Here is a 26170-nt window from a genome sequence, read left to right on the forward strand (position 1 = left end):
GCACGGCCTTCGTCCGGTGGGTGCCGACCGTTGGTCGGCACGCCGGTCAGTAGGTGATCGTCACCGTCACCAGGTCGTTGTAGGTGCCGGCCGGCGGCTGGCCGCTGACCGGCGGCACCCGGCCATGGATGGTCAGCTGCTGCGCGCTGCCGGTACCGGTGCCGCTGGCCGTGTCGACGGTCAGGGTATTGCCCCAGCGCAGGCTCCGCGCCGAGTCCCGGTAGAGCTCGTAGGCGAGGTAATAGGTGCTTCCGCCGAGGGTGGTGGCCATGCGCCGGGTGGTGGTGGCGGTGGGATTGTTCTGGCCGTTGTTGAGGCCGACCTGGAAGGCAGTGTTCTTCAGGCAGGTCAGGGTGAGGGTGGCGGTCCGGTCGATGTTGGCCGGAATGCCGCCGGTGACGTTGCCGAAGTCCATGGTGGTGGTGACGTAGCTGCCACATTGCGGCAGCACGTTGGCGGTGGCGGTGAAGCTGAAGGCTGCACTGGCGCTGTTGGTGCCGGTGGCGCCGCCATTGCAGGTGGCGGGCACGGTGGCGGTACCGAGCAGGACTTCGTTCCAGGCCCAGGTCAGGACCACGTTGGCCCCGCTGAAGGTGCTGCTGTACGCGCCGGAGGCCAGGATCTGGTTGGCCGGGATCTGCCCGAACAGCTGTATGGACTGCGCACCGCTGCCGCCCGTCACCAGCGGCACGTTGTAGGTCATGGTCAGTTCCTGCGCGGGTGGCGTGCCGCGCGGCACCAGTCCGGTGACCTGGCCGAAGCTGGCGTTGTTGTACAGCTGGAAATTCAGGGTGTCACTGCTGGAGGTGGCCATCGTGCGGAAGGTGGAACTGCTGCCGCCGCCACTGCCTGCGCCGATGCCCACGCAGACGCGCACGCCGGTGGTGGCCAGCAGGCTCAGCGCGGCGGTGGTGCAGGTCACCGTGATGTTGAGGTTGGCCGTACTCGGGCCGGGTGCATTGCTGTTGATGTTGCCGAACGGCAGGGTCGGATTGGCGACCGCCGTGCAGACCGCGGTGGCACCGGCGGGCGCCGCTGCCAGCAGGCCGACGCAGAGCAGCAGGACGAGCAGCAGCACCCTCATGGCGCCACCTCCGGGATGCACTGCTGCGGCGCCGGCTTCGGCCGCGCGCCGGACGCCACCACCTTGGGCAGGTCCGGCACTTTCACGCGGCAGGGGCCGCGGCTGGTGGTGACGTACAGCACGCTGCCGGCGGCAACGTCTTCCAGATAGAGCAGGCCGTCGTAGCCGACCGTGGCCTGGCGGCCATCGGGCAACCGCACCTCGCTGCCGACCTCCAGAGGCTGGCCGTCCATTGCCAGCAGGGTCAGGCTCAGTGACGGCCGCGAGCGCAGCTGGAAGGTCACGCGGGTGCCGGCGCGCTGGCGCGGGGTCACCCAGTCCTCGATGCGGTCGGCGCGCATGTCTTCGGGCAGGTCCAGGGTGTCGATCGAGACCCGGTTGCGCTGCCAGGACAGCAACGGACTGACCAGCAGCAGGCCGCGATCATCGGTGACGCCGACCAGGCGGTTCTCCAGCCGCACCGGGACGCCGCCGACCCCATTGGTGCTGATCACCGCGAACGCATCGGACACCTCGCGCGTGGCGAAGGTGTGCCCGCCCATCCACACCAGGCTGCCGCTGGCGCTGGCGTAGGCATAGTTGAGTCCACCCTGGCGCGAGGCGCCGAACGAGTAGCGACCGACATCGTTGAGGATGCCGACCTCGGCCAGGCCGCCGTTGCCGTCCTCGCCGTGGCGCAGCTGCGCGCGCCAGCCGACGCCGCCGGCGCTGCCATCGCCCGGCACTGGCTGGGTCACGTCCGCCACCCAGCTCTGGCTGTCGCCGTTGCGCTGGCTCGAAAGGCTGGCCTGGCGGTTGTTGCCCAGGCTGGCAGTCACCGACAGGTAGATGCTGCGGTCGTCGCTGCGGTCCAGGTTCTGGTTTACCGAAAGATAGGCCGACCAGCGCTGGCTCCAGGTACGTGACCAGAACAGGCTGGCATAGCGGTTGTCGTCTCCATCCGGGTAGCGCAGGCGCAGATAGCTGGCGCTGAGCGTGCCCAGCCGCAGCAGGTCCAGGCCGAGCGTGGCCTGCTCGCTGATGCTCGGCGGCAGGTTGCCCTGCAGCGCGCCGAGGTCGCGGTAGTCGCCGTGGCTGCGTACGCTGCGCAGATTGACGTTGAAGCGACGGTTGTTCCAGCTGTAGCCCAGCGCCCATTGCCCACCCTGCAGGCCGTGGTAGCCGCTGTGCGCATAGGCGGCATTGAACACGCCAGCGGCGCCGAGCAGCCACCAGCCACCGACACCGGCCTGGGCCAGGCCGCCGCCGCCTTCGGCATGCGCCTCGCCGGTGAACGTGTCGGTGACACCGCCGCGCCAGCTGGCACTGGCCACCGTGCGATCGTCATAGGCGAAGGAACGTTCGCCGAAATCCCTGCGCAGGTGGCCGACGCCGGCCGACCAGTCCGACAGGCCCTTGGCCAGCAGCTGCTGGGTGCCATAGAAACTGAAATCCAGCGTCTGCATGCGGCCGAACGCATCGGTCACCACCACCTGCGCGTTACCGGTGCCGCTGATGCCGGGCTGCGCCGCCAGCTGGAAGGGCCCGACCGGCACCTGGCCGCTGTACTGGCGCAGGCCATCGACATACAGCTCGACCGTGGAGGGCACCACCGCCTGGCCGAGGAAGCTGGGCGTGGGCGTGAGCACGCGGTAGGGCTGCAGGCCGTAGTTGCGGCCGATCTGCAGGCCGCCCAGGCGAACCGGGCGGGTCCAGTCGACGAAGCCGCTGTAGAAGTCACCGACCTCCAGCGTGGTTGCACTGTCCGGGAAATCCAGGCTCCAGCGTGTGTCCAGGCGCACGCTCTCGCCGCGCCAATGGCGGTCGCCGGGTTGCTGGTAGCGGCGGCTGATGGCGGTGTTTTCGAAGGTGCCGTTGCCGATACCGAACACGCGCAGCTCCGCGCTCAGGCTGAGGTTGCCGAGCGTGTCCACCCGGCTGCCGTAGACGTCGTAGTTGAGCAGCACGCCGGGCGAGGCACTGCCGGTGGGCGCGCGCGTCTGCGGGCGGCTGAGCACGGTGGTGGGCAGGATGAGCTGGTCCAGCGGCACGTCCAGTGCCAGGGTCTGCATGTGCGCGTCATAGCGCACCACCGCACCGCTGATCTGGTCCAGGTAGACCGGCGCGTCGCCGCTGGCGTTGAAGCCAAGCTGGCGCAGCACTTCGGGGCTGGCCTGCAGCCGGCCGCGGTTCTCGGTGAATGGCAGCAGGCCGCGCGGGGTGCTGTTGAGCGACACATCCAGGTACAGCGCCTGGCTGGCGGTCAGCGGGGTCGGGGGAGGCAGGATGGCATCGGCCGACACGCCGGATACATCAACGGCCGCCACGCCGGACACATCGGCGGCCTCGGTCGCCGCGGGAGCCAGGGCCGCCAACAGCGCGCCCATCAACGCCTCAGCGAGCCGGTGGGGGCGACAGTGGCGTCTGTTCCGACTCGCCATTGAGCTTGGCCGTGATCTGGTCGTTGTCGCGGTCGATCGCCGTGCGTTCGATCGGCCAGCGCATCACCTGGCCCGGCAGCACGTAGCCCAGCAGCCCGGGATGGACAATGCGCGGGCGCGCGGCGCTGCCCAGCGCAAGATCGGCGATCTGTGCGTAGCTGTCGCCCGTATTGGCGACTTCCACGCCATTGCGGCCGTCCGCCAGTTTCATCAGGCGCGCCTGCAGCCGTGGGGCCAGGCGGCTGGCCGAAGGCTGCACGAACACCGGGATCGAATAGCGCAGCACGAACTGCATGCCCTCGGCACGGGTGGCCAGGTCGGGTACCTCGTCCACGATCAGCCGGTAGTGCCGCTGTGCAGGCGGTGGCTCGCTGTCCGGACGCATCACCCGCACCAGCTGCTGCTGGCCGGCGGCCAGTTCCTGCATCGGCGGCGTGGCCATCACTTCATCAGTGGGCAGCAGCTGTTCCTGGCCGTCCTGCTGCACCCAGCGGAACACGCGCACCTGCAGCGTCACCGGTGAGGTGCCGCTGTTGGTCAGCCACAGCTCGCCGGCACGCTGGCGGGCTTCCAGCTGCAGGCTGGTCGGGGCGACCTGCAGGCTGGTGGCGCCGGCACCGGCGGGGGCCAGCAGGTACAGGGCGAGCAGCGCCACGCCGGTGGCGCGCCACGGGCGGGGTCCGGCCATGCGGGCGTGCTCCATCAATAGGTGATCGTGGCGGTAACCGTATCCAGGTAGTTACCGGTGGCCGGGTTGTTGGTGCTCAGGTTCAGGATCTGGCCATAGACGATGTAGGGCACGGCCAGGCCAGTGCCGATGCCGGCCTGGGTATTGGTGCCGGTTGTGGCGCCCCAGACCAGGGTATGTGCGGCATCCTGGTAGAGCTGGTAGCCGACATAGTTGTTGGCGGTCACCGCGGCATTGGTGTTCTTCATGCGCCGGGTGGTGACGTCGTTGGCGGTGCCGGCGTTGGCGCCCGCGTTCAGCGCAATCGTGTAGGGCGTCAGTGCCGAGCACTGCGCGGTCACCGTACCCTGGCCCAGGGTGGGCGTGGCGGTGGTCGAGGCCGCCGTGCCGAAGTCGACGTTGGTGGCGGCCGCCGCCGTGATGGTGCAGGCCTTGGTGACCACCAGGGTGACGTTGAAGGTGGTGGTGTCGGCGGCCAACGCCGGGCTGGAAAGCAGCAGCCCGGCCATGACCCATGTCAGCGGGGATCGAACTGGGGATCGCATGGACAACCTCCCTGACCCGAAGGTCCGTTGAACAAGGCGAAGACGGCACGTTCGGCGCCGCTTTGACGACAGCGGGTCCAGCTTAGGAGGCGTAAGTGTCTGTAATCCGTGATAAATAGGCAGGCGCAAGAGTGGAGGCCATCACGCTTTCACTTTCCTTGCCGGAATCGTGCATGGCCCGGATCGCCAGTTGGGCGGCGTTCGTTCAGATTGCGGCCGGATCGGCGATAATGGGTGCCATGAGCGTGAATCTGAAAACCCCGCAGGAAATCGAGATGATGCGCATCGCCGGCCGCCTGGCCAGCGAAGTGCTCGACATCGTCACCCCCCACGTCAAGCCCGGTGTCACCACCGAGGAACTGGACCGCATCTGCCACGACCACATCGTGAACGTGCAGGGTGCCATTCCGGCCAACGTCGGCTACCGCGGCTTCCCGAAGACCGTGTGCACCTCGGTCAACAATGTCATCTGCCACGGCATCCCCAGTGAAGGGAAGGTGCTCAAGGATGGCGACATCATCAATATCGACGTCACCGTCATCAAGGACGGCTGGCACGGCGACACCAGCCGCATGTACTTCGTCGGCACCCCGTCGGTGATGGCCCGCCGCCTGGTGGAAACCACCTACGAAGCGATGTGGCGCGGCATCCGTGCGGTGCGTCCGGGCGCCACCCTGGGCGACATCGGCCATGCCATCCAGAGCTACGCCGAAGGCGAGCGTTTCAGCGTGGTGCGCGAGTACTGCGGCCACGGCATCGGCAAGGTCTACCACGATGAGCCGCAGGTGGTGCATTACGGCCGCCCGGGCCAGGGCCTGGTGCTGCAGCCCGGCATGACCTTCACCATCGAGCCGATGATCAACGAGGGCACCCGCTACAACAAGGTGCTGCCGGATGGCTGGACCGTGGTGACCAAGGACCGCAAGCTGTCGGCGCAGTGGGAGCACATGATCGCGGTCACCGAGACCGGCGTGGACGTGCTGACCCTGTCGCCAGGCGAGTCGCAGGTTTCCTGAAGATGCTGCCGGCGAGTTCGCTGCTGGACACGCCGGCCGCGTCGCTCAACGACCCGGATTGGGCTGCTGCCGCGCGCCAGGCGCTGCAGCAGGCCGACGCGCGCCTGTACCGCCGCTTCGACCAGGGCGACAACATCGAGCGCCTGCTGGCGTTGCGCGCGCGCGCTGCCGACCATCTGATCCGCCTGGCCTGGCAGCGCTGCCTGCCGGCCGACAGCGGCCTGTCGCTGTTCGCGGTCGGCGGCTATGGCCGCGGTGAACTGTTCCCGCGTTCGGACATCGACCTGCTGGTGTTCGGCGATCCGCCGGCACAACTGGCGCACGAGGCGGCATTGGCGCGCCTGTTCGCGCTGCTGTGGGACTGCGGATTGGCTGTCAGCCATGCGGTGCGTTCTGCATCGCAGTGCCGGGAGGCGGCGGCTGACCAGACCGTGCTGACCGCGCTGATCGAGGCGCGCCCGATCCTGGCCGATGATGCTGCGCGCCGCGCGCTGCGCGAGGCGATCGACGACCGCGAACTGTGGCCGGCACGCGCCTTCTTCCTGGCCAAGCTGGAAGAGCTGCGCAACCGCCACCAGCGCTTCGGCGATACCGCCGACAACCTGGAGCCGGACCTGAAGGATGGCCCCGGTGGCCTGCGTGATCTCAATACGCTGGGCTGGATGGCGTTGCGTGCCTTCGGCGTGCGCGACCTGGAGGCCCTGGTCGGGCTCGGCCACCTGGGCGCCGACGAAGCCGCGGCGTTGAAGCGCGAACGTGCAGTGCTGGCGCGGTTGCGCTTCGGTCTGCACCTGGTCGCGCGCCGTCCGGAAGAGCGCCTGCGTTTCGATTACCAGAAGACCCTGGCCGCGCGGCTGGGCTTCGAAGACGATGCCGAGAACCTCGGCGTCGAGAAGATGATGCAGGGCTTCTACCGCGCCGCGCTGGTGGTGCGCCGGATCAGCGACCGGCTGCTGCAGCGCTTCGAGGAACAGTTCGACGGCGAGGCCCAGCCGGAGCCGCTGACCGTGGGTTTTTCCCTGCGCCGTGGCTACCTGGCCGCCAACGAGGCCGACTGGCCGCGCGGCGACATCGGCCAGGTGTTCGCCCTGTTTTCCAGCTGGGCCAACAACCCGCAGGTACGCGGCCTGCATTCGCTCACTGCGCGTGCACTGGCCGAGTCGCTGCCGCTGCTGCCGGCCTATGACCAGGCCGATGCCGATGCACGCGAGCAGTTCCTGGCCCTGCTGCGCGGCCAGCGTCCGGTCGATACGCTTTCGCGCATGGCGCGGCTGGGCGTGCTTGGCCAGTGGATTCCCGCGTTTGCCCAGGTCAGCGGGCGCATGCAGTTCGACCTGTTCCATGTCTATACGGTCGACCAGCACACGCTGATGGTCCTGCGCAACATCGGCCAGTTCGCCAGCAGCCGCGCCGACGAGCGCTTCTCGATCGCGCACGAAGTGTGGCCGCGCCTGCGCAAGCCGGAACTGCTGCTGCTGGCCGGCCTGTTCCATGACATCGCCAAGGGCCGCGGCGGCGACCACTCGGAGCTGGGCGCGGTGGACGCGCGCGCGTTCTGCCAGGCGCATGCGCTCAGTGGCACCGATACCGAGCTGGTGGCATGGCTGGTCGAACAGCACCTGCGCATGTCGGTGACCGCGCAGAAGCAGGACATCGCCGATCCGGTGGTGATCCATCGCTTCGCCACCCTGGTCGGCAGCCGCGACCGCCTGGATTACCTGTACCTGCTGACCTGTGCCGACATCGCCGGCACCAGCCCGAAACTGTGGAATGCCTGGAAGGACCGCCTGCTGGCCGATCTGTACTTTGCCACCCGGCGCGCGCTGCGCGAGGGGCTGGAGCACCCGGTACCGGCCGCCGAGCGCGTGGCCGAGGCACGTGACAGCGTGCGCGCACTGGTGCGCGAGCAGGGTTACGACGATGCCACCATCGACCGCCAGTTCGCGGTGATGCCGGATGAGGGCTTCATCCGCCTGCGCCCCGAGCAGCTGGCCTGGCAGGCCGCCGCACTGGTGCCGGTGAAGCAGGGCCAGGCGCTGGTGAAGGTGCGCCGGATCAGCGTCGACGACCCGGCGCTGGAAGTGTTCGTGCACTCGCCCGACCGTGATGGCCTGTTTGCCGCGATCGTGATGACCCTGGACCGCAAGGGCTACGGCATCCATCGCGCGCGCGTGCTGGACGGTCCGGCCGACACCATCTTCGATACCTTCGAAGTGAACCCGGCCGATACCTTTGCCGATGGCAGCAGTGCCAACCTGGAAGCGGCACTGCGCGAGGCACTCAGCGGTGACCTGTCGCGCCTGCGGCCGTCGCGCCGGGTGGTACCGCGGCAGCTGCGGCACTTCCGCTTCGCCCCGCGCATCGAGTTCCGCGATGAACCGGGCGCAACCCGTTTTGCCCTGGTCGCCCCCGACCGTCCCGGCCTGCTGGCCGATGTGGCGTTCGTGCTGCGCAACCAGGGCCTGCGCGTGCATGATGCGCGCATTGCCACGTTCGGCGAACGCGCCGAAGACACCTTCGTGATCAGTGACGAACACGACCTCCCCCTGACTGAACCTGCCCGGCAGCAGCTGCATGACGCGATGCTGGCCTGCCTGGACCCTGATCGAAACGCCGGAGACCCCGCCTGATGGCCACCAAGCCCGCCAAGAAGACCGCCGCGACCCCCAAGAGCGCAGCGGCCCGGAAACCCGCTGCTGCCGCACCGGCCGCGAAGAAGACCCCTGCGCCGAAGAAGGCCGCTGCGGTGAAGGCCCCGGCGAAGAAAACGGCTGCAGTGAAGCGTGCTGTGAAGAAGCCGGCCCCGGCCAAGAGCGCCGAAGCCGTCCGCGCCGAAACCATCGCCCGCAAGTCGCTGCGCAAGCCGTCGGCACCGGGCGTGGAAGAACTCAAGTTCGGCATCGAGAGCGCCTTCGAGCGCCGCGCCACCTTGACCCTGCACGAGCTGGAAGGGTCGACCAAGCCGCTGGTCAACCGCGTGATCGACGGCCTGGAGAGCGGTGAGTTCCGCGTCGCCGAGCCGGACGGCCAGGGCGGCTGGAAGGTCAATGAGTGGCTGAAGAAAGCCGTGCTGCTGTATTTCCGCGTCAACGACATGGCGGTGGTCGATGCACGCCCGGCGCCGTTCTGGGACAAGGTCGAATCGCGCTTCGCCGGCTATGACGAAGCGAAGTTCCGCCGTGGTGGCGTGCGCGTGGTGCCGGGCGCGATCGCCCGCCGCGGTACCTACTTCGGCAAGGACGTGGTGCTGATGCCGAGCTTCACCAACATCGGCGCCCATGTCGGCGAAGGCACCATGGTCGACACCTGGGCCACCGTCGGTTCGTGCGCGCAGATCGGCCAGCACTGCCACCTGTCCGGCGGCGCCGGCATCGGTGGCGTGCTGGAGCCGCTGCAGGCCAGCCCGACCATCATCGAGGACCACTGCTTCATCGGTGCGCGTTCGGAAGTGGTGGAAGGCGTGGTGGTCGGCCACCACAGCGTGATCGGCATGGGCGTGTTCCTCAGCCAGAGCACCCGCATCTACAACCGTGCCACCGGCGAGGTCACCTACGGCTACATTCCGCCGTACAGCGTGGTGGTGTCCGGCTCGCTGCCGAGCAAGGACGGCACCCACTCGCTGTATTGCGCGGTGATCGTCAAGCAGGTTGATGCCAAGACCCGCAGCAAGACCAGCGTCAACGACCTGCTGCGCGGCCTGGCTGACTGAAGATGACGGCGCCGGAGGATCTGGCGCAGTCCGCGATCTACCAGCATCCGTCCGACACCCTGTTCGGGCGGATGCTGCCGCGCCTGCTGCACGCTCCACGCTGGACCCGGCTGCGCCGCGCGCTGTCGCGGCGCTGGCCGATGCCGGCGTTGGTAAGCGATGTGCGCGACGTGGTCTACGTGAACTGGTGGGTCGACGTACGCCAAGCGCCGATGCCACCACCAGGCCATCACTACGTGGTCCATGCCGGACGCACGCCCTACACCATCCTCAGCTACCGGCACGGCCACTTCGGGCCCGCGCTGGCCGGGCCGCTGCGCTCGCTGATGCCGTCTCCCAGGCAGAGCAACTGGCGCTGGTACCTGCGTCGTGACGACGATCGGGACGGGACGCCGGTGGTGCTGTTTGATCGCAACGTGATGGACCAGCTGGCCTTCGTCGCCGGCGCGCGCGCTTTCAGCGATGCCATGCAGCCGCATCTGTCGGTGCGCTTCGCGCACGTGGTGCGCGCCGATGGCGGTGGGTACACCCTGATCGAGGGCGGGCGGGGCAGTGCGCCGGCGCTGCACCTGCAGTGGCAGGGCGCTGCGGGCTGGGACGATGCCGGGTGGGCGGCGGCCTTCGGCGGCCACCAGGCCCTGCTGCGCTTCCTGACCTGCCAGGACGAGGCCATCGCCCGCACCTGCGACCAGCGCTGGGCCAGCACCCGCATTGCTCTGCCGGTGGACATCGCGCAGCTGCAACCGCTGCAGCTGGAAGGCGAACAGCAGTGCCCGCGCCTGCAGGCGATGGGCGTGGCGCTGCACGAGGGGCTGGCCTTCCAGCTGCCAAGGGTACCTTTCCGGGTCGTGTCCGAGCGCCTGTTGTGAGATTCTGGCCCTCTGTTTTCCAGCATCACAGATGGCCATGAGCACCACTGTCTACGGTTTGAAGAACTGCGATACCTGCAAGAAGGCGACCAGGTGGCTGGACCGCTTCGGCGTGCCGTACACCTTCGTCGACTACCGCGACAACAAACCCAGCCCGGAAATGCTGCTGGCGTGGGCCGCGCAGCTGGGTGGCCTGGCCGCGATGATCAACAGGTCCTCCACCACCTGGCGGCAGCTGCCGGACAACCGCAAGGCCGCCGATTCCGAGGCCGAATGGAAGCTGCTGCTGCGCGAGTACCCGCAGCTGATCAAGCGCCCGCTGGTGGTCACGGCCGATGGCACGATCAGCCAGGGCTTCAGCGACAACGGCTTCAAGGCCCGCTTCGGCGTGGGTGACGCATGAGCGCGGTGCTCGACCTGACCTGCGAGCTGATCGCGCGGCCCTCGGTGACGCCCGATGATGCCGGTTGCCAGGCGCTGCTGGCGGCACGCCTGAAGCAGGCCGGGTTCCAGTGCGATCACCTGCGGCTGGGTGAGGTCGACAACCTGTGGGCGACCCACGGCCAGGGCGCGCCGGTACTGGTGCTGCTGGGCCATACCGACGTGGTGCCGACGGGCCCGCGCGAGGCCTGGGCCAGCGACCCGTTCAGCCCGCAGATCCGCGATGGCGTGCTGTATGGCCGTGGCGCCGCCGACATGAAGGGCAGCGTGGCGGCGTTCGTGGTGGCCGCCGAGCAGTTCGTTGCCGCGCATCCTGATCATCCCGGCACGCTGGCGGTGCTGCTGACCAGCGACGAGGAAGGCGACGCCGTCGATGGCGTGCGCCACGTCGCACGCCTGTTCGCCGAACGCGGCCAGCGCATCGACTGGTGCATCACCGGCGAGCCGTCCTCGACTGCGACGCTGGGTGACCTGCTGCGCGTGGGGCGTCGCGGCAGCCTGTCGGCCAAGCTGCGCGTGCAGGGCGTGCAGGGCCACGTGGCGTATCCGGAGAAGGCACGCAACCCGATCCACCAGGCGGCGCCGGCCCTGGCCGAGCTGAGTGCGCGGCGCTGGGATGACGGCTACGAAAGTTTCCCGCCGACCAGCCTGCAGGTCTCCAACATCCATGCCGGTACCGGTGCCAACAACGTGATTCCCGGCGAGCTCGAGGTGGATTTCAACATCCGCTACAACCCGCACTGGGACGCACCGAAGCTGGAAGCGGAGATCACCGCGCTGCTGGAACGGCATGGCCTGCAGTACACGCTGAAGTGGCACCGCAGCGGCGAGCCGTTCTACACCCCGGAGGGCACGCTGCGTGCCACCGCGCGTGCGGTGCTGGCCGAGCACATCGGCCGTGCACCTGAAGAAAGCACCGGCGGCGGCACCTCCGATGCACGCTTCATCGCGCCCTTGGGCGCGCAGTGCATCGAAGTGGGGCCGGTCAACGCCAGCATCCACCAGGTGGACGAGAACGTGCGCGTGGCCGATCTGGAGGCATTGCCGGGGCTGTACCAGCGGCTGGTGGAACGGCTGCTGGCGTGAACCTGCGACGCTGGGTGCCGACCGTTGGTCGGCACGCCTTTCGCCGGCTTTGCTTTCCTGTAGAGCCTAGCCATGCTCGGCTGCTTCTGCGGGGAATGCCCAGCCGAGCATGGCTCGGCTCTACTCAGAAAAAATGAAGAACGGCGGCTCGACCGCTTTTTCCCAGTAGCTCGGCGCCGCCATGTAGAAGCGCTGCGCCTCGGCCCGGGCGAACCAGCGTGCGGCTGCGTCGGTGTCCTTCTCCACGCCCGGTGCACCGCGGCCCAGCAGCAGTCCGGCGAAGTACTGGCCGAACACATTGCCCTTCTCGCCGGCACGTTGATACAGCTGCAGTGCACGTGCGGGATCGCGCGGCAGTCCCATGCCCTTTTCCAGCAGTGCGCCCAGGTCTACCTGCGCTTCGGCATCGCCACGCTCGGCGCGGCGCTGGATCTGCGCAACCAGTGGATGCACGGTGCCATCCTGTGCGGCCACCGCATCCGGTAGCCGTGACGATGAACTCGGGTAGCGCTCGTAGATCATTCCGCGCAGGTCCCAGCGCAGCGCCTGTTGCGCGTCGCCTCGCTGACGATAGGCCTTGGCGAGTTCGTAGAACGCATAGGGATTGCCGTGGTAGGCCGCCGCCAGGTAGGCGCGTTCTCCGCGTCGCCAGGACGCACGCAGCACCGGCGCCGGATTGATGTGGGGGCTGTCGGCATGCCGCAGCGTGCCGGAGATCCAGATCCTGCCCAGTGCTTCTTCCGCCTTGGTGTTGTGGAAGGTCCAGGGTGTGACCGCGGCGGCGCGCTCGTAGTAGGCGATGGCGCGCGGATCGTTGAAGCGTTCGAAGGTTTCCGCGGTATCGAAGGCACCCTCGAAGCTGCCGTCGGTGCCGTGTTGCTCCAGGCCCTGCAGCTGGGCCGGCGGCAGGGGCGAGGGTGGGGCCAGGGTCTGGCAGGCGGCCAGGCCCAGGCAGAACAGGGCGGCCAGCGCCGCGTTGCGTCCAGTGCGGTGTTGCATTTCCATTACACGTTTCACGGCGCGCCATTATGCGCGCCGGGGAGTGGTTGCCAACGCAACGGTTGCGCTGCGCCGGAAAGCGGGGTAGGGTCGATGCCATGTCGATCCGCCTGGCCACCGCCGTCAATAACAACAACCGCAATAATCTGCGCGCGAATAATCGTGCGCGGCCGATGCGGGACTGCGCCCTGGGTAGATAGACAGCAACACACGCCCGGACACCAGAAAACCCGCATCAGCCGATGCGGGTTTTTTTGTGCCCGGGCGCAGCCTGCCCGGGCCTGGATGGCCGGTCGAACACCTTCCCACCCGTGAAATTCCCCAACAGGAGCTCCCCCATGTGTTCGATCTTCGGAATCTTCGGCCTGCAGGCCGGTGACGATCTTCCCACCCTGCGCCGGCACGCGCTGGAACTGTCGCAACGCCAGCGCCACCGTGGCCCGGACTGGAGCGGCGTGTATCTCGACGAAGGTGCGCTGCTGGTCCATGAACGGCTGGCCATCGTCGATCCGGCCGGTGGTTCGCAGCCGCTGCTGTCGGCCGATGGCCAGCTGGCGCTGGCGGTGAACGGCGAGATCTACAACCACCAGGCGTTGAAGGCGGCGCTGACCACCACCTACGACTTCCAGACCGGCTCGGACTGCGAGGTGATCAACGCGCTCTACCGCCAGGGCGGCGCGCCGGCGCAGTGGCTGGAACAGCTCAACGGCATCTTCGCCTTCGCGCTGTGGGACCGTGACAGTGGACGCGTGCTGGTGGCGCGCGACCCGGTGGGCGTGGTGCCGCTGTACTGGGGCCACGATGCCCAGGGGCGCTTGCGCGTGGCCTCGGAAATGAAGGCGCTGGTCGATACCTGTGCCGATGTCGCGCAGTTCCCGCCGGGCCACTATTTCGACAGTGCCAGCGGTGAGCTGGTGCGCTACTACCAGCAACCGTGGCGCGACTACGCCGACGTGCAGGGCCGCCAGGCCGATCTGGTTGAACTGCGCCAGGCGTTCGAGCATGCGGTGGAGCGCCAGCTGATGAGCGATGTGCCTTATGGCGTGCTGCTGTCCGGTGGCCTGGACTCGTCGCTGGTGGCGGCGGTGGCCGCGCGCTACGCACGTCGTCGCATCGAGGATGGGGGACAGACCGAAGCCTGGTGGCCGCGCCTGCACTCGTTCGCGATCGGCTTGAAGGGCTCGCCCGATCTGGCCGCCGCAGCGATCGCCGCCGAAGCGCTGGGCACCGTGCATCACGGTTTCGAGTACACGTTCGAGGAAGGCCTCGATGCCCTGCCGGAGGTGATCCGCCACATCGAGACCTACGACGTCACCACCATCCGCGCATCGACGCCGATGTTCCTGCTGGCGCGGCGGATCAAGGCGATGGGCGTGAAAATGGTGCTCTCCGGCGAGGGCAGCGACGAGATCTTCGGTGGCTACCTGTACTTCCACAAGGCACCGGATGCGCGTGAATTCCACGACGAGCTGGTACGCAAGCTCGACGCCCTGCACAACTACGACTGCCTGCGCGCCAACAAGTCGATGATGGCCTGGGGCGTGGAGCCGCGCGTGCCGTTCCTCGACCGTGAGTTCCTCGATGTGGCGATGCGCTTCGATGCCGCACACAAGATGGTCGGTGCCGGTTTTGGCGGCCGCCGCATCGAGAAGGCCGTGTTGCGCGAGGCGTTCGACGGCTACCTGCCGGACAGCATCCTGTGGCGGCAGAAGGAACAGTTCAGCGATGGCGTGGGCTATGGCTGGATCGATGGGCTGAAGGCACATGCCGAGGCGCAGGTGAGCGACCGTGTACTGGCGGCCGCCGACAAGCGCTTCCCGCACAACCCGCCGCAGACCAAGGAGGCGTACTACTACCGCCACCTGTTCGAGCAGTTCTTCCCAAGCCGGGCAGCGGCCGAGACCGTGCCGGGAGGCAAGTCGATCGCCTGTTCGTCGCCCGCGGCCATCGCCTGGGACGCCAGCTTCGCCGCGGCGGCAGATCCCTCCGGTCGCGCGATCGCCGGCGTGCACGAGCAGGCACTGGCCTGAGCACCCCCAAAAGGGGACGGAGGGGATTAAGTCGTTTGTGCCATTAACGCCTTAATCCCCTCCGTCCCCTTTTTGTATGATCGCCCCCTGCACATTGGGGAATGTTCATGGACGTACAGGCAGGCGGCAACGCGCCGCCCACGAAATGGGGATGGCGCTACCTGGCCTGGGCCGGGGTTCCGTTGCTGGCTGGCGTGCTGCTGGCGCGGTATGCCGGGCCGGCGGCGCCCGAGGCGGTTGCCCGTGCCTCCGTCGCCGCCGAAGGCGGCTGGGTGCAGCATCTGGCGTCTCCGCTGGGCCTGTTCCTGCTGCAGCTGCTGGTACTGCTGCTGGTGGCCAAGGGCGCGGGGGCGCTGCTCAAGCGCATGGGACAGCCGGCGGTGATCGGCGAAATGGCCGCTGGCCTGATGATGGGGCCGCTGGTGCTTGGCAGCCTGCTGCCGCAGCTGCATGGTGCGCTGTTCCCGGCCAGTTCGCTGGGCCCGCTGGGCATGCTCAGCCAGCTGGGCGTGCTGATGTTCCTGCTGGTGGCCGGTGCCGAACTGGACCTGGCGGCGCTGCGTGGCCGTCGGCGTTTCGCCTTTACCGTCAGCCATGCCGGCATTGCAGTGCCGTTCGTGCTCGGCGTCGCCTTGGCGATCTGGCTGTATCCGCAGCATGGCCCACAGGGTGTGGGCTTCACCGCATTCGCACTTTTCGTAGGCATCTCGATGAGCATCACGGCCTTCCCCGTGCTGCTGCGCATCCTGGCCGACCGTGGGATCACACAGACGCCGCTGGGGCAGACCGCGATCGCCTGCGCTGCCTTGGGCGATGCCACCGCGTGGTGCCTGCTGGCGCTGATCGTGGCTGCCGCCCAGGCCAGCGGCTGGTTGCCGGCCAGCCTCAACCTGGTGTGCGTGGTCGCGTTCGTGGCGCTGATGCTGGGGCTGGTGAAGCCGTGGTTCGCGCGCCGGCAGATTGCGCCGGGCCGTGAGGGGCGCTGGCTGCTCGGCATCCTGCTGCTGTCGCTGGGCAGTGCGCTGGTCACCGAGATGCTGGGCATCCACGCGCTGTTCGGCGCGTTCGCTGCGGGTGTCGCGGTATCGTCCAACGCGCAGCTGCGTGACCTGCTGATGGCCCGTGTCGAGCCGTTCGCGGTCACGCTGCTGCTGCCGTTGTTCTTCGCCATGACCGGGCTGCGCATGCGCGCCGATGCGCTGCAGGCCAGCGACATCGTGCTGTGCGTGGTGGTGATCGCGGTGGCCACGACGGGCAAGCTGCTGGGCACCTTCAGTGCCGCGCGCAGTGCCGGCATGCCCACGCGCGAAGCGTGGCGGCTGGGCGCGCTGATGAACACCCGCGGCCTGATGGAGCTGATCGTGCTCAACCTGGGGTATGAGCTGGGCCTGCTCGGTGACCGCCTGTTCGCGGTGCTGGTGATCATGGCGCTGGTGACCACGGCGATGACCGGGCCGCTGCTGAACCTGATCGAACGGCGCAGGGGCTGAGCGTTGAACGGTAGTGCCGGCCGCTGGCCGGCAACCTGGTGATGCTGGACACACCTGCATGGATGCCGGCCAGCGGCCGGCACTACCGGGCTGGCACCAGCGTCATCGTGTGCTGGGCCTTGCCGGGCAGGAACGGTGTCGGGCGCCCATGCACCCAGTCCTCGTGGCCGGCACCCCAGTACGGTGACAGCGGATGGCCGCTCTGGCCGCCGGGCATGTGCACGATGCCGTCGGCCTCGTGGCCGGGCGAGACAACCATGCGCTCGGAGGCGCCGAAGTTCGGCGTCTGCACGCGCGGCATGTCCCGGTCGCCGGGCAGGCGGTCGGCGGGCATGCACAGCCAGCGCTTGGCGATGTCCGGCAGCGCCCGTGCGATGGGGTGGCAGATCGCCGCGGTATTGCGTTCACCCCAGCTGCGCTTGGCCAGCGGCCCCTGCTTGGCCAGCTCACCCTCGGTACGGCGGGCGGCGTCGATCAGCAGCGCATCCCAGCTGTCGAAGGCCGGTGGCAGCAGGTTGGCCGGGCGCTGTTCCAGCATCGGCCAGGCCACGCCTTCCAGCTGTGCCAGGCGTGGGTCCAGGTAGGCATCGCCCAGCTGCGCGTTGGCCGGGGCCAGCAGTGCATCGGACAGCGTGGCCATGACCTGCGTGCGGAATTCACGCACCACCCGGTAGCTGACCGAACTGGCCGAGGCGCGCCCGCCCCATTGATGGCTGGCCTCCTTCAAACGCTTCAGCGCAGGGTCGTCACTGCGTTCGATGACGTCGTGCAGCAGAGCCCACCAGCGCTGCAGGAACACCGCGCGGTCGTCGAGCTGGATCGCCAGAAGGTCGTGCTCGTCGAAGCGCTCCTGGATTGCCAGCAGGTCGCGGATCTGCCGCGCCCGCGCACCCAGGTCATAGCCGCCGTTGCCGACGCTGGCGAGTGCCTCGCCGTCGAGGACGCGTCCATTGGCGGTCCACAGGCGATGGTTGGGGGGATCGATCAATGCCGGCGAGGCATCGCTGCGGATCGGCCACGGCGCGCAGCCCTGGTTGCTGGCGGCATTGAAGCCGGCCGGTGCACAGCCGGGGCCGCGGTCCGGGCGAGCGCCGATCAGGCGCCAGGCAATGCGCCCGCTGCGATCACCGACCACCAGGTTCTGTGCGGGGATGCCGGCACGGTCGGCGAAGTGCAGTGCACCGTCGAGGTCACCGGCGCGGGCCAGGTCAGCGAAATCCAGGCGTACGGCACCGGGCAGGTGTGCGACCCAGCGCAGGGCGTCGCCACTGCCATCGGCATGGGTATGCAGGATCGGCCCCCAGTCGGTTTCGCGCACCGCGAACAGCACGTCGGCCTGGCCGGCCACGGCGATGCGCTCTTCGTGCACGGTCACGGCGGTGTTGGCCGGTTCCGTGCGATAGTCCGCCGTGTCGATGTAGCTGTTGGTGAAGCCCCAGGCGACGTGCCCGTTGCTGCCGACGATCACCGCCGGCAGGCCCGGCAGGGAGAAGCCGGTGACATCGACCTGGCCGCCGGCGGCCTGCGGGTCGGGGTAGCGCAGGCGCACGCGGAACCACAGGCCGGGTGCACGCAGGCCCAGATGCATGTCGTCGGCAACGATGGCGCGGCCGTCGGCGGTAAGCGCGCCGGCCACCGCGAAGTTGTTGCTGCCGATGACGTCGCCCTCTTCCTGCTCAGTGCCCGTTTTTCCCTTCAATGTGCGCAGGTCCAGCTGGCTGGCATCGGGCAGGGCGGCGTTGCCGGTGGGTTCGCCAAACAGCGGCGCATCCCATTCGGTGCCGTCATGGGCGATCAGTGCGTACAGCGCCGGCGGCACCACTGCGCGGATGCGGCTGAGCGCAAGCTCGGTCTGGTTGCCGGGGTCCTGCAGGTCGGCATACATGGCCAGCCCGGTCAGCACGCTGTCGCTGGCCTGCCACGGTTGTGGTGATTGCCGCAGCAGCAGGTAGGCCCACGGGCGCACGGAGAGATCGGCCAGGCCCTCGTTGACGCCATCCACGTAGGCGCGCACGGCCGTGCCGTTGTCGCCCAGTGCGGCCTGCAGATTCGCCTCGGTGCGTGCACGCAGCCGATGCACGCGCATGCGCTTGTCGGCGTCGATGGCCTTCGGCCCGAACAGCGCCGACAGCTCGCCAGCGGCACTGCGGCGCATCAGGTCCATCTCGAAATAACGTTCCTGCGCGTGTACGCGGCCGAGCGCACGCATCGCGTCGGCCTGGCTGCCGGCAGTGATGGTGACCACGCCCAGCCCATCGCGCTCGATGGTGACCGGCTGGGCCAGCCCCGGCAGCGCATGCTCGCCGTCCAGGTCGGCCAGGCTGCCGCGCAGCAGCAGCCACAGCACCAGTGCGGTGACCAGCACGATGGCGATCAACACGCCCAGCACCCAACGCCATGTACGTCGCATCGCACGTCCTTTCCGAACTCGTGGGCCGATTGTAGCCGCAGGCGCAACTGCGACTGATTCCGATTAGATCACCGTATTTTGAAATGCGGCACCCTATGCCGCATCGATTCACAGGAGCCCCCCATGAAAGGCAACCCGGACGTCATCGCCTGCCTGAAGGAACTGCTGCGCGGCGAGCTTGCTGCGCGCGACCAGTACTTCATCCATTCCCGCCGCTACGAGGACCAGGGCCTGTTCGCGCTGTACGAGCGCCTGAACCACGAGATGGAAGAGGAAACCCAGCATGCCGATGCGCTGCTCCGCCGGATCCTGTTCCTGGGTGGCGACCCGGACATGCGCCCGCATGCCACCGAGCCGGGCAAGACCGTGGAGGAGATGCTGCAGAAGGATCTCGATACTGAATACGCCGTTCGGAACAATCTCGCCGCCGGCATGAAGCTGTGCGAGGAGAAGGGCGATTACGTGAGCCGCGACATCCTGCTGGCGCAGCTGAAGGACACCGAGGAAGACCACGCCTGGTGGCTGGAGCAGCAGCTGGGCCTGATCAAGCGCATCGGCCTGGAGCTGTACCAGCTGAGCAAGATCGACGGCAACGGCGCCCCGGCGCACTGAGCGGGCATCGTTTTTGTAGAGCCGAGCCAATGCTCGGCTGCCTTCCGGTAGAGCCGACCGCTGGTCGGCTGCTCTGCAGAAAGCAGCCGACCAGCGGTCGGCTCTACCAGCAGCACAGCGTTCTGTCGCCCGCCAGCACCGGAGCACCGCCAGCCAGCCTTCGCCCGCCAGCCGCTCCACCGCCCGCCAGCCGACAACGAAAAAGCCGGGGAATGCCCCGGCTTTTTCGTGCCTGGGGTCAGAGCCCTTTCCCATGGAAAGGGATCCGACCCCCGTACCTCTTATTCCACCGACAGCCCTTCCACCTTCTGCCAGCCGCGCGGCAGCAGGTGGCCGCGGGTGGCACGGGCGCCGAGGTAGGCGTCGAGCTCGTTGAACTTCAGGCCCATGGTGCGCTGGCCGCTGCGCACCTGCAGGGTCTGCCCCGGACTGATCGCCACGATGGCGACCACGCGTTCGGTGGCGAGCTTGGCCTTCGGGATCTCGATGATCTTGTTGCCCTTGCCCTTGTCCAGTTCCGGCAGGTCGTTGGCGGCGATCGCCAGCAGGTTGCCGGAGCTGGTCACCGCCACGATGCGGTCGGTGGCCACGTTGGCGACCATCGACGGGGTGAGCACCGACGAGCCGGACGACAGGTTCAGCATCGCCTTGCCGGCCTTGTTGCGACCGATCAGGTTCTCGAAGCGGGTGACGAAGCCGTAGCCGTGGCTGGAGGCCAGCACGAAGCGGGCATCCGGCTCGGCGCTGGCCAGGGTCACGAAGCTGGTACCCGCTGCCGGCGAGAAGCGGCCGGTCAGCGGTTCGCCATTGCCACGCGCGGAGGGCAGGGTATGCACCGGCGTCGAGTAGGCGCGGCCTTCGCTGTCGAGGAACGCGACCTGCTGGGTGCTGCGCGCACGCACTGCGCCCTGCAGGGCGTCGCCGTCGCGGTAGGACAGGGCGGACGCATCGACGTCGTGGCCCTTGGCCGCTCGGATCCAGCCCTTCTCCGACAGCACCACGGTCATCGGCTCGCTCGGCACCAGCTCGGTCTCGTCGATGGCCTGCGCGGCCTGGCGCTGCACCAGCGGCGAGCGGCGTGCGTCGCCGAACTTCCTGGCGTCGGCGGTCAGTTCGTCGCGGATCAGCTTCTTCAGCTTGGCCTTGCTGTCGAGGATGCCGAGGATCTTCTCGCGCTCCTTGGCCAGTTCGTCCTGCTCGCCGCGGATCTTCATCTCCTCCAGGCGGGCCAGCTGCTTCAGCTTGGTTTCCAGGATGTACTCGGCCTGTTCCTCGGACAGGCCGAAGCGCGTGATCAGCGCCGCCTTCGGTTCGTCCTCGGTACGGATGATGTGGATCACCTCGTCCAGGTTGAGGAAGGCGACCAGCAGGCCTTCCAGCAGGTGCAGGCGGCGCTCGACCTTCTGCAGGCGGTGCTGCAGGCGGCGGGTGACGGTGTTGCTGCGGAAGGTCAGCCATTCGCTGAGCAGCATCTTCAGGTTCTTCACCTGCGGACGGCCGTCCAGCCCGATCACGTTGAGGTTGACGCGGTAGCTGCGCTCCAGGTCCGTGGTCGCGAACAGGTGGCCCATCAGCTGGTCCGCGTCGACGCGGTTGGAACGTGGCACCAGCACCACGCGCACCGGGTTGGCGTGGTCGGATTCGTCGCGGATGTCTTCCAGCCACGGCAGCTTCTTGGCGCGCATCTGCGCGGCGATCTGCTCGATCACCTTCGACGGCGACACCTGGAACGGCAGCGCCGTCACCACGATGTTGTTGGCCTCCTTGGTGAAGGTCGCACGTGCACGCACGCTGCCGTTGCCGGTCTCGTAGATGTTCCGCAGGTCGTTGGCCGAGGTGATGATCTCGGCGCTGGACGGATAGTCCGGGCCCTGCACGTGCTCGCACAGGTCGCGCACGCTGGCATCGGGGTGGTCCAGCAGGTGCAGCAGTGCGCTGACGATCTCGTTGAGATTGTGCGGCGGCACGTCGGTGGCCATGCCCACGGCGATGCCGGTGGTGCCGTTGAGCAGCAGGTGCGGCAGCCGTGCCGGCATCCAGGTCGGCTCCTGCAGGGTGCCGTCGAAGTTCGGTGCCCAGTCGGTGGTGCCCTGGCCCAGTTCGCCCAGCAGCACTTCGGCGATCGGGGTCAGCTTGGATTCGGTGTAACGCATCGCCGCGAACGACTTCGGGTCGTCGCTGGAGCCGAAGTTGCCCTGGCCCTCGATCAGCGGATAGCGGTACGAGAACGGCTGTGCCATCAGCACCAGGGCCTCGTAGCACGCGCTGTCGCCGTGCGGGTGGTACTTACCGATGACGTCACCGACGGTGCGCGCGGACTTCTTCGGTTTGGACGCGGCATTCAGGCCCAGCTCGCTCATCGAATAGATGATGCGGCGCTGCACCGGCTTCAGGCCGTCGCCGATGAACGGCAGGGCGCGGTCCAGGACCACATACATCGAGTAGTCGAGGTAGGCGCGTTCGGCGTACTCGCGCAGCGGCAGTTGTTCGAATCCGTGGAACACGGGGCGGGCAAGTTCGGTCATGCGGCGTTGTTACCTGTTGTCGGGAGGCGGCGACGGCGGTCGCCGCTCGCAATCCTGTGATTATCCGGATGCGGCGGGGGATGCCAAGCCGCGCGCAGGGTCCAGCCCGGTTTCCAGGCCGTGCCCGGCCCGTGCCAGGTAGCGACCGGGCGGCAGTCCGAAGTGGCGGCGGAACACGGTAACGAACGCGCTGGCGCTGCTGAAGCCCAGCGCGTGGGCGATGTCGGCCACGCTGCGGCCGTCGGTCAGCTGGCGCAGGGCCTCTGACAGGCGCGCCTGCTGCCGCCACTGGGCGAAGCTGAGCGTGGTCTCGTCGCGGAAGTGACGGGTCAGGCTGCGCGGTGACAGACCGGCCCAATGCGCCCATTCGGCCAGGCTGCGTTCGTCGGAGGGGTCGGCCAGCAACTGCGAGGCGATCTTCAGCAGGCGCCGGTCGTGCGGCATCGGCAGGTGCATGCGCTGGCGCGGCGCGGTGCGGATCTCGTCCAGCAGCACGTCGATGATGTGCTGGCGCTCGGGCGTGGTGTCATGGCCGAGCGGCCATTCGCAGATGCGGTCGGCCAGCGCCTGCGCCAGCTTGGACAGGCCCAGCACGCAGGGGTCGGCGGGCAGGGTGGCGCAGGCCGGTGCAGCCAATGCCATGCCCCAGCCGCGCAACGGGCCGTCGAGGGTGACGGTGTGCGGTTCCAGCGGCGGCATCCAGCCGGCCGAGCCCGGCGCCAGCGACCACGTGCCATGCGAGGTGCGGGTGGTCAGCAGGCCGCGTTCGACGCAGATCAACTGGGCACGCTGGTGGTGGTGCCAGTCGACCTCGCGGGCCAGGCCCTGCTGGCTGTCGAAGCGGAAGGCGATGACCGGCGGGCCGTCGTTGCGCTCGAACCAGTCCAGTGCCTCATCTCTGAGCAGGCGTTTGGGAACCTGAATTTCTGCCTTGTTCATCATGTCCGCTGGCTGAAATGTGACATCCATTGGCTGGATTGTACTACCGGGCCACCTGACCAGATCATTAAGGTAGGCGCCTTCACTGATCGAGCCCGCTGCTGCAACACAGCATTCGATGCCAGATCGAATATTTCCATTGAGAAATATTTTTTTTGGAAGAGAATGCTCCCCCATGATCTGTCCTGCAACCACTCCCCCCAGCTTCGGCCTGCTGCTGCGCCAGGTGCGCGACGGCCTGGTGCGCCAACTCGACGCGTCCATGGCGGAAGAAGATCTGGGAATCGGCTTCACCCATTACATCGGGTTGAAGGTGCTTTCCCACATGGCGCCCTGCACCGCCAACGAACTGGCCCAGGCCATCGACCAGGTGCCCAGCGCGGTCACCCGCCTGCTGGACAAGCTGGAGGCGCTGGGCTGCGTCCGCCGCGAGGCGCATGCGCAGGACCGGCGGGCACTGCAGATCGTGCTGACCGACGAAGGCCGTGCGTTGTGGGCGCGGCTGAAGCTGCGCGGCGACGCGGTGATGGATTACGCGCTGCGTGATCTTTCCGCCGACGAGCGCACGCTGCTGCTGTCCCTCCTTACCCGAATCCGCGATTCACTGACGACCCCATGAACCCGATCCCGCATTCCACTCTCCGCCGGTCCGGGCGCGCGCTGCTGGTGTCAGCGCTGGCGCTGGCCCTGGCCGCCTGCGCCAGCAGTCGTGGCCTCAACCCGCAGGGCCACGTGCTTGACGTGGACAGCCTGCACAGCGAACGCACCCTGGCTGACACCGACCTGAGCGCCGCCGGCTTCCCGGCGCAGGACTGGTGGAAGGCACTGGGCGATGCGCAGCTGGACGCACTGGTCGCCGAAGGCCTGGCCGGTCATCCGAGCCTGGACGCCGCCGACGCGCGCCTGCGCCAGGCCCAGGCCCAGGTCGGTACCGCGCGCGCCGACGAGCTGCCCAGCCTGTCGGTGTCCGGCGGCTACACCGGCCTGCGCCTGCCCGAGTCGATGGTCGGCAGCGAGATGGGCGGCCGCTATGGCGGCAGCAGCCAGGTCGCCTTCGATTTCAGCTACGGCGTGGACCTGTGGGGCGGCAAGCGCGCTGCCTGGGAAGCCGCCGTGGATGGCGCGCATGCCGCCACCGTTGAAGCCCAGGCCGCACGCCTGAACCTGTCCACCGGCATTGCCCAGGCCTATGCCGACCTGGCCTACGCGTGGCAGCTCAACGACGTGGCCGAGGAAGAACTGACCCGCTCGCAGAAATCGCTGCAGCTGACCCGCCAGCGCCGCAGCGCCGGCATCGACAGCGATCTGCAGGTGCGCCAGGCCGAGGCCCGCGTGCCGGCCGCGCAGCAGCAGGTGCTGGCCGCGCAGCAGCGCATCGACGCCGCCCGCACCGCGCTGGCTGCACTGGTCGGCAAGGGGCCGGACCGTGGCCTGTCGATCCAGCGCCCGCAGCCGTTGAACCCGATGGCACTGCAGCTGCCGGGCGTACTGCCCAGCGAACTGCTCGGCCGTCGCCCCGACATCGTGGCTGCGCGCTGGCGCGTGGAAGCGGCCGACAAGCAGATCAAGGTCGCCAAGACCAAGTTCTACCCGAGCTTCAACCTGACCGCGCTGGCCGGCGTGGTCGCCCCGAACGTGGGTGACCTGCTGAAGAGCAGCTCGACCTTCGCCTACATCGGCCCGGCGTTGAGCCTGCCGATCTTCGAAGGCGGCAAGCTGCGCGCCAACCTGGCCAACACCGACGCGCAGTACGACCTGGCGGTGGCCAACTACAACCAGGCCGTGCTCGATGCACTGCGCGACGTCGCCGACCAGGTCAACGCGGTGCGCTCGCTGGCGCAGCAGGCGCACGCGCAGCAGCAGGCAGTGGACACCGCACGCTCGGCCTTCGACCTGGCCCAGCAGCGCTACCGCGCCGGCATCGGCAGCTACCTGGACGTGCTGACCGCGCAGTCCACCCTGCTGCAGTCGCAGCAGCAGCTGGCCGGCCTGCAGTCGCAGCAGGTGCAGACCTCGGTGCGCCTGAGCAAGGCGCTGGGCGGTGGTTTCCAGCCCGCCGACACCGACCGCGCACCGATCGCCTCCCATTCCGATTCCTCGCATTCCTGAAGACGCCCGCCATGAGCCAGACCCAAGACACCGCGGCCCCGGCCGCCCCCAACCGCCGCGGCAACCTGCTGCGCGGCCTGTTCGTGATCGTCGTGCTGCTGCTTGCCGCCCTGGCGCTGTGGTACTTCATGTTCGGCCGTTGGTTCGAAGAGACCGACGATGCCTACGTGCAGGGCAACCAGGTGCAGATCACCCCGCTGGTGGCCGGTACCGTGGTCGCCATCAATGCCGATGACGGCATGCGCGTGGAGCGCGGCCAGCTGCTGGTGCAGCTGGACCCGTCCGACACTTCGGTGGCGCTGCAGCAGGCCGAAGCCAACCTGGCCAAGACCGTGCGCCAGACCCGTGGCCTGTACCGCAGCGTGGAAGGCGCGCAGGCGGACCTGAACGCCCGCCAGGTGACCCTGAAGCGCGTGCGCGAGGACTTCGCCCGCCGCAAGGATCTGGCCGCCACTGGCGCCATTTCCAACGAAGAACTGGCCCACGCCCGCGACGAGCTGGCTGCGGCCGAAGCGGCCGTTGCCGGTTCGCGCGAGACCGTCGAGCGCAACCGCGCGCTGGTCGACGACACCGTGATCGCCACCCAGCCGGACGTGCAGGCCGCCGCCGCGCAGCTGCGCCAGGCCTTCCTCAACAACGCCCGCGCCGGCATCGTCGCGCCGGTCACCGGCTACGTTGCCCGTCGTTCGGTGCAGGTGGGCCAGCGCGTGCAGCCGGGCAATGCACTGATGGCCGTGGTGCCGACCGAGCAGATGTGGGTCGAGGCCAACTTCAAGGAAACCCAGCTGCGCCATATGCGCCTGGGCCAGGAAGTGGAGCTGAAGTCGGACCTGTATGCCGGTGACGTGAAGTACAAGGGCCGCATCCAGAGCCTGGGCCTGGGTACCGGCTCGGCGTTCTCGCTGTTGCCGGCGCAGAACGCCAGCGGCAACTGGATCAAGATCGTGCAGCGCGTGCCGGTGCGCATCGCCATCGATGCCAAGCAGCTGGCCGAACACCCGCTGCGCATCGGCCTGTCGATGAAGGCCGAAGTGAGCCTGCGCGACCAGAAGGGTGAAGTACTGCCGAGCACCCCGGCCAAGGGCACCGTGTTCGACACCGACGTATATGCCAAGCAGCTGCATGATGCCGATGAGGTGATCCACACGATCATCCAGGGCAACCTGCCGCAGCAACAGGCAAAGGTGGGCTGAGGTCG

The 26170-nt window shown here is 68.3% G+C and carries 20 protein-coding genes; 12 read left to right on the forward strand and 8 right to left on the reverse strand.

The features are described from left to right. Positions 1–46 precede the first annotated feature (46 nt). Genes VG556_RS05855 through VG556_RS05870 form a run of 4 tightly spaced genes read right to left on the reverse strand, consistent with a single transcriptional unit; the run spans position 47 to position 4737 of the window. Complete coding sequence (locus tag VG556_RS05855) at positions 47–1084, reverse strand: Csu type fimbrial protein (RefSeq protein ID WP_032956852.1); 1038 nt, start codon at positions 1082–1084, stop codon at positions 47–49. After that, positions 1081–3450 (reverse strand): fimbria/pilus outer membrane usher protein, encoded by a 2370-nt coding sequence (locus tag VG556_RS05860; protein ID WP_100449676.1) that lies wholly within the window; start codon positions 3448–3450, stop codon positions 1081–1083. The genes VG556_RS05855 and VG556_RS05860 overlap by 4 nt, the downstream gene beginning before the upstream one ends. A 7-nt stretch (positions 3451–3457) precedes the next feature. After that, entirely contained in the window at positions 3458–4207 is a 750-nt protein-coding gene (locus tag VG556_RS05865) for a fimbrial biogenesis chaperone (protein WP_100449677.1), read from the reverse strand. Then, positions 4207–4737: a Csu type fimbrial protein gene (locus VG556_RS05870; protein WP_032956855.1), complete on the reverse strand. Its 531-nt coding sequence runs from the start codon at positions 4735–4737 to the stop codon at positions 4207–4209. Before VG556_RS05870 ends, VG556_RS05865 begins: the two co-directional genes overlap by 1 nt. Positions 4738–4967: 230 nt before the next feature. Here VG556_RS05870 and map point away from each other — a divergent pair, with 230 nt between their 5' ends. From map to dapE, 6 genes are read left to right on the forward strand one after another with little or no spacing between them, the layout of a single operon-like run. Next, positions 4968–5753, forward strand: coding sequence for a type I methionyl aminopeptidase (map, locus tag VG556_RS05875; RefSeq protein WP_005412748.1), 786 nt, complete (start codon positions 4968–4970; stop codon positions 5751–5753). Between the two features lie 2 nt (positions 5754–5755). Then, positions 5756–8383, forward strand: a complete 2628-nt coding sequence (locus VG556_RS05880; RefSeq protein ID WP_053496011.1) for a [protein-PII] uridylyltransferase — start codon at positions 5756–5758, stop codon at positions 8381–8383. After that, positions 8383–9462 (forward strand): 2,3,4,5-tetrahydropyridine-2,6-dicarboxylate N-succinyltransferase, encoded by a 1080-nt coding sequence (dapD, locus tag VG556_RS05885; RefSeq protein ID WP_049403826.1) that lies wholly within the window; start codon positions 8383–8385, stop codon positions 9460–9462. Before VG556_RS05880 ends, dapD begins: the two co-directional genes overlap by 1 nt. Before the next feature lie 2 nt (positions 9463–9464). Next, positions 9465–10331: a hypothetical protein gene (locus VG556_RS05890; protein WP_100449678.1), complete on the forward strand. Its 867-nt coding sequence runs from the start codon at positions 9465–9467 to the stop codon at positions 10329–10331. A gap of 31 nt (positions 10332–10362) precedes the next feature. Next, the gene (locus VG556_RS05895) at positions 10363–10734 is read left to right on the forward strand and encodes a Spx/MgsR family RNA polymerase-binding regulatory protein (protein ID WP_181452924.1); all 372 of its coding nucleotides are present in this window, start codon (positions 10363–10365) and stop codon (positions 10732–10734) included. Beyond that, a complete protein-coding gene (gene dapE, locus VG556_RS05900; RefSeq protein ID WP_100449679.1) occupies positions 10731–11858 on the forward strand; it encodes a succinyl-diaminopimelate desuccinylase in 1128 nt (375 codons plus the stop codon). The genes VG556_RS05895 and dapE overlap by 4 nt, the downstream gene beginning before the upstream one ends. A gap of 120 nt (positions 11859–11978) precedes the next feature. Here dapE and VG556_RS05905 read toward each other — a convergent pair whose 3' ends face one another. Beyond that, complete coding sequence (locus VG556_RS05905; protein WP_100449986.1) at positions 11979–12857, reverse strand: tetratricopeptide repeat protein; 879 nt, start codon at positions 12855–12857, stop codon at positions 11979–11981. 338 nt (positions 12858–13195) lie between these two features. Between VG556_RS05905 and asnB the strand changes: the two genes are divergently transcribed. Continuing rightward, positions 13196–14887 (forward strand): asparagine synthase B, encoded by a 1692-nt coding sequence (gene asnB / locus VG556_RS05910; RefSeq protein ID WP_100449680.1) that lies wholly within the window; start codon positions 13196–13198, stop codon positions 14885–14887. Between the two features lie 101 nt (positions 14888–14988). After that, complete coding sequence (locus tag VG556_RS05915) at positions 14989–16377, forward strand: cation:proton antiporter (protein WP_100449681.1); 1389 nt, start codon at positions 14989–14991, stop codon at positions 16375–16377. Between the two features lie 82 nt (positions 16378–16459). Here the strand turns inward: VG556_RS05915 and VG556_RS05920 are convergent, their stop codons facing one another. Next, complete coding sequence (locus VG556_RS05920) at positions 16460–18787, reverse strand: penicillin acylase family protein (RefSeq protein ID WP_100449682.1); 2328 nt, start codon at positions 18785–18787, stop codon at positions 16460–16462. A gap of 123 nt (positions 18788–18910) precedes the next feature. On the opposite strand from VG556_RS05920, the gene bfr reads away from it, so the two are divergent. Continuing rightward, positions 18911–19399, forward strand: coding sequence for a bacterioferritin (gene bfr / locus VG556_RS05925; RefSeq protein ID WP_005408763.1), 489 nt, complete (start codon positions 18911–18913; stop codon positions 19397–19399). Positions 19400–19680: 281 nt separating this feature from the next. Here bfr and parC read toward each other — a convergent pair whose 3' ends face one another. After that, positions 19681–21924: a DNA topoisomerase IV subunit A gene (gene parC / locus VG556_RS05930; protein ID WP_100449683.1), complete on the reverse strand. Its 2244-nt coding sequence runs from the start codon at positions 21922–21924 to the stop codon at positions 19681–19683. Positions 21925–21984: 60 nt separating this feature from the next. Next, complete coding sequence (locus VG556_RS05935) at positions 21985–22866, reverse strand: helix-turn-helix domain-containing protein (protein WP_046429737.1); 882 nt, start codon at positions 22864–22866, stop codon at positions 21985–21987. 172 nt (positions 22867–23038) lie between these two features. On the opposite strand from VG556_RS05935, the gene emrR reads away from it, so the two are divergent. From emrR to emrA, 3 genes are read left to right on the forward strand one after another with little or no spacing between them, the layout of a single operon-like run. After that, positions 23039–23482 carry a multidrug efflux system transcriptional regulator EmrR gene (emrR, locus tag VG556_RS05940; RefSeq protein ID WP_014646521.1) on the forward strand — a complete coding sequence of 148 codons (444 nt, stop codon included), beginning with the start codon at positions 23039–23041 and terminating at the stop codon, positions 23480–23482. Continuing rightward, positions 23479–24972, forward strand: coding sequence for a multidrug efflux transporter outer membrane subunit EmrC (emrC, locus tag VG556_RS05945; RefSeq protein ID WP_046429738.1), 1494 nt, complete (start codon positions 23479–23481; stop codon positions 24970–24972). The genes emrR and emrC overlap by 4 nt, the downstream gene beginning before the upstream one ends. Before the next feature lie 11 nt (positions 24973–24983). Further along, entirely contained in the window at positions 24984–26165 is a 1182-nt protein-coding gene (gene emrA / locus VG556_RS05950; protein WP_032956867.1) for a multidrug efflux MFS transporter periplasmic adaptor subunit EmrA, read from the forward strand. Positions 26166–26170 lie beyond the last annotated feature (5 nt).

The sequence above is a fragment of the Stenotrophomonas sp. CASM106 genome (assembly GCF_049384825.1).
Taxonomy (GTDB): Bacteria; Pseudomonadota; Gammaproteobacteria; order Xanthomonadales; family Xanthomonadaceae; genus Stenotrophomonas; species Stenotrophomonas muris.

Excerpts from the sequence above, each read along its gene's own strand:
- VG556_RS05855 (WP_032956852.1), bottom strand. The coding sequence starts at position 1,084 with ATGAGGGTGCTGCTGCTCGTCCTGCTGCTCTGCGTCGGCCTGCTGGCA.
- VG556_RS05860 (WP_100449676.1), bottom strand. The coding sequence starts at position 3,450 with ATGGGCGCGCTGTTGGCGGCCCTGGCTCCCGCGGCGACCGAGGCCGCC.
- VG556_RS05865 (WP_100449677.1), bottom strand. The coding sequence starts at position 4,207 with ATGGAGCACGCCCGCATGGCCGGACCCCGCCCGTGGCGCGCCACCGGC.
- VG556_RS05870 (WP_032956855.1), bottom strand. The coding sequence starts at position 4,737 with ATGCGATCCCCAGTTCGATCCCCGCTGACATGGGTCATGGCCGGGCTG.
- map (WP_005412748.1), top strand. The coding sequence starts at position 4,968 with ATGGGTGCCATGAGCGTGAATCTGAAAACCCCGCAGGAAATCGAGATG.
- VG556_RS05880 (WP_053496011.1), top strand. The coding sequence starts at position 5,756 with ATGCTGCCGGCGAGTTCGCTGCTGGACACGCCGGCCGCGTCGCTCAAC.
- dapD (WP_049403826.1), top strand. The coding sequence starts at position 8,383 with ATGGCCACCAAGCCCGCCAAGAAGACCGCCGCGACCCCCAAGAGCGCA.
- VG556_RS05890 (WP_100449678.1), top strand. The coding sequence starts at position 9,465 with ATGACGGCGCCGGAGGATCTGGCGCAGTCCGCGATCTACCAGCATCCG.
- VG556_RS05895 (WP_181452924.1), top strand. The coding sequence starts at position 10,363 with ATGGCCATGAGCACCACTGTCTACGGTTTGAAGAACTGCGATACCTGC.
- dapE (WP_100449679.1), top strand. The coding sequence starts at position 10,731 with ATGAGCGCGGTGCTCGACCTGACCTGCGAGCTGATCGCGCGGCCCTCG.
- VG556_RS05905 (WP_100449986.1), bottom strand. The coding sequence starts at position 12,857 with ATGCAACACCGCACTGGACGCAACGCGGCGCTGGCCGCCCTGTTCTGC.
- asnB (WP_100449680.1), top strand. The coding sequence starts at position 13,196 with ATGTGTTCGATCTTCGGAATCTTCGGCCTGCAGGCCGGTGACGATCTT.
- VG556_RS05915 (WP_100449681.1), top strand. The coding sequence starts at position 14,989 with ATGTTCATGGACGTACAGGCAGGCGGCAACGCGCCGCCCACGAAATGG.
- VG556_RS05920 (WP_100449682.1), bottom strand. The coding sequence starts at position 18,787 with ATGCGACGTACATGGCGTTGGGTGCTGGGCGTGTTGATCGCCATCGTG.
- bfr (WP_005408763.1), top strand. The coding sequence starts at position 18,911 with ATGAAAGGCAACCCGGACGTCATCGCCTGCCTGAAGGAACTGCTGCGC.
- parC (WP_100449683.1), bottom strand. The coding sequence starts at position 21,924 with ATGACCGAACTTGCCCGCCCCGTGTTCCACGGATTCGAACAACTGCCG.
- VG556_RS05935 (WP_046429737.1), bottom strand. The coding sequence starts at position 22,866 with ATGATGAACAAGGCAGAAATTCAGGTTCCCAAACGCCTGCTCAGAGAT.
- emrR (WP_014646521.1), top strand. The coding sequence starts at position 23,039 with ATGATCTGTCCTGCAACCACTCCCCCCAGCTTCGGCCTGCTGCTGCGC.
- emrC (WP_046429738.1), top strand. The coding sequence starts at position 23,479 with ATGAACCCGATCCCGCATTCCACTCTCCGCCGGTCCGGGCGCGCGCTG.
- emrA (WP_032956867.1), top strand. The coding sequence starts at position 24,984 with ATGAGCCAGACCCAAGACACCGCGGCCCCGGCCGCCCCCAACCGCCGC.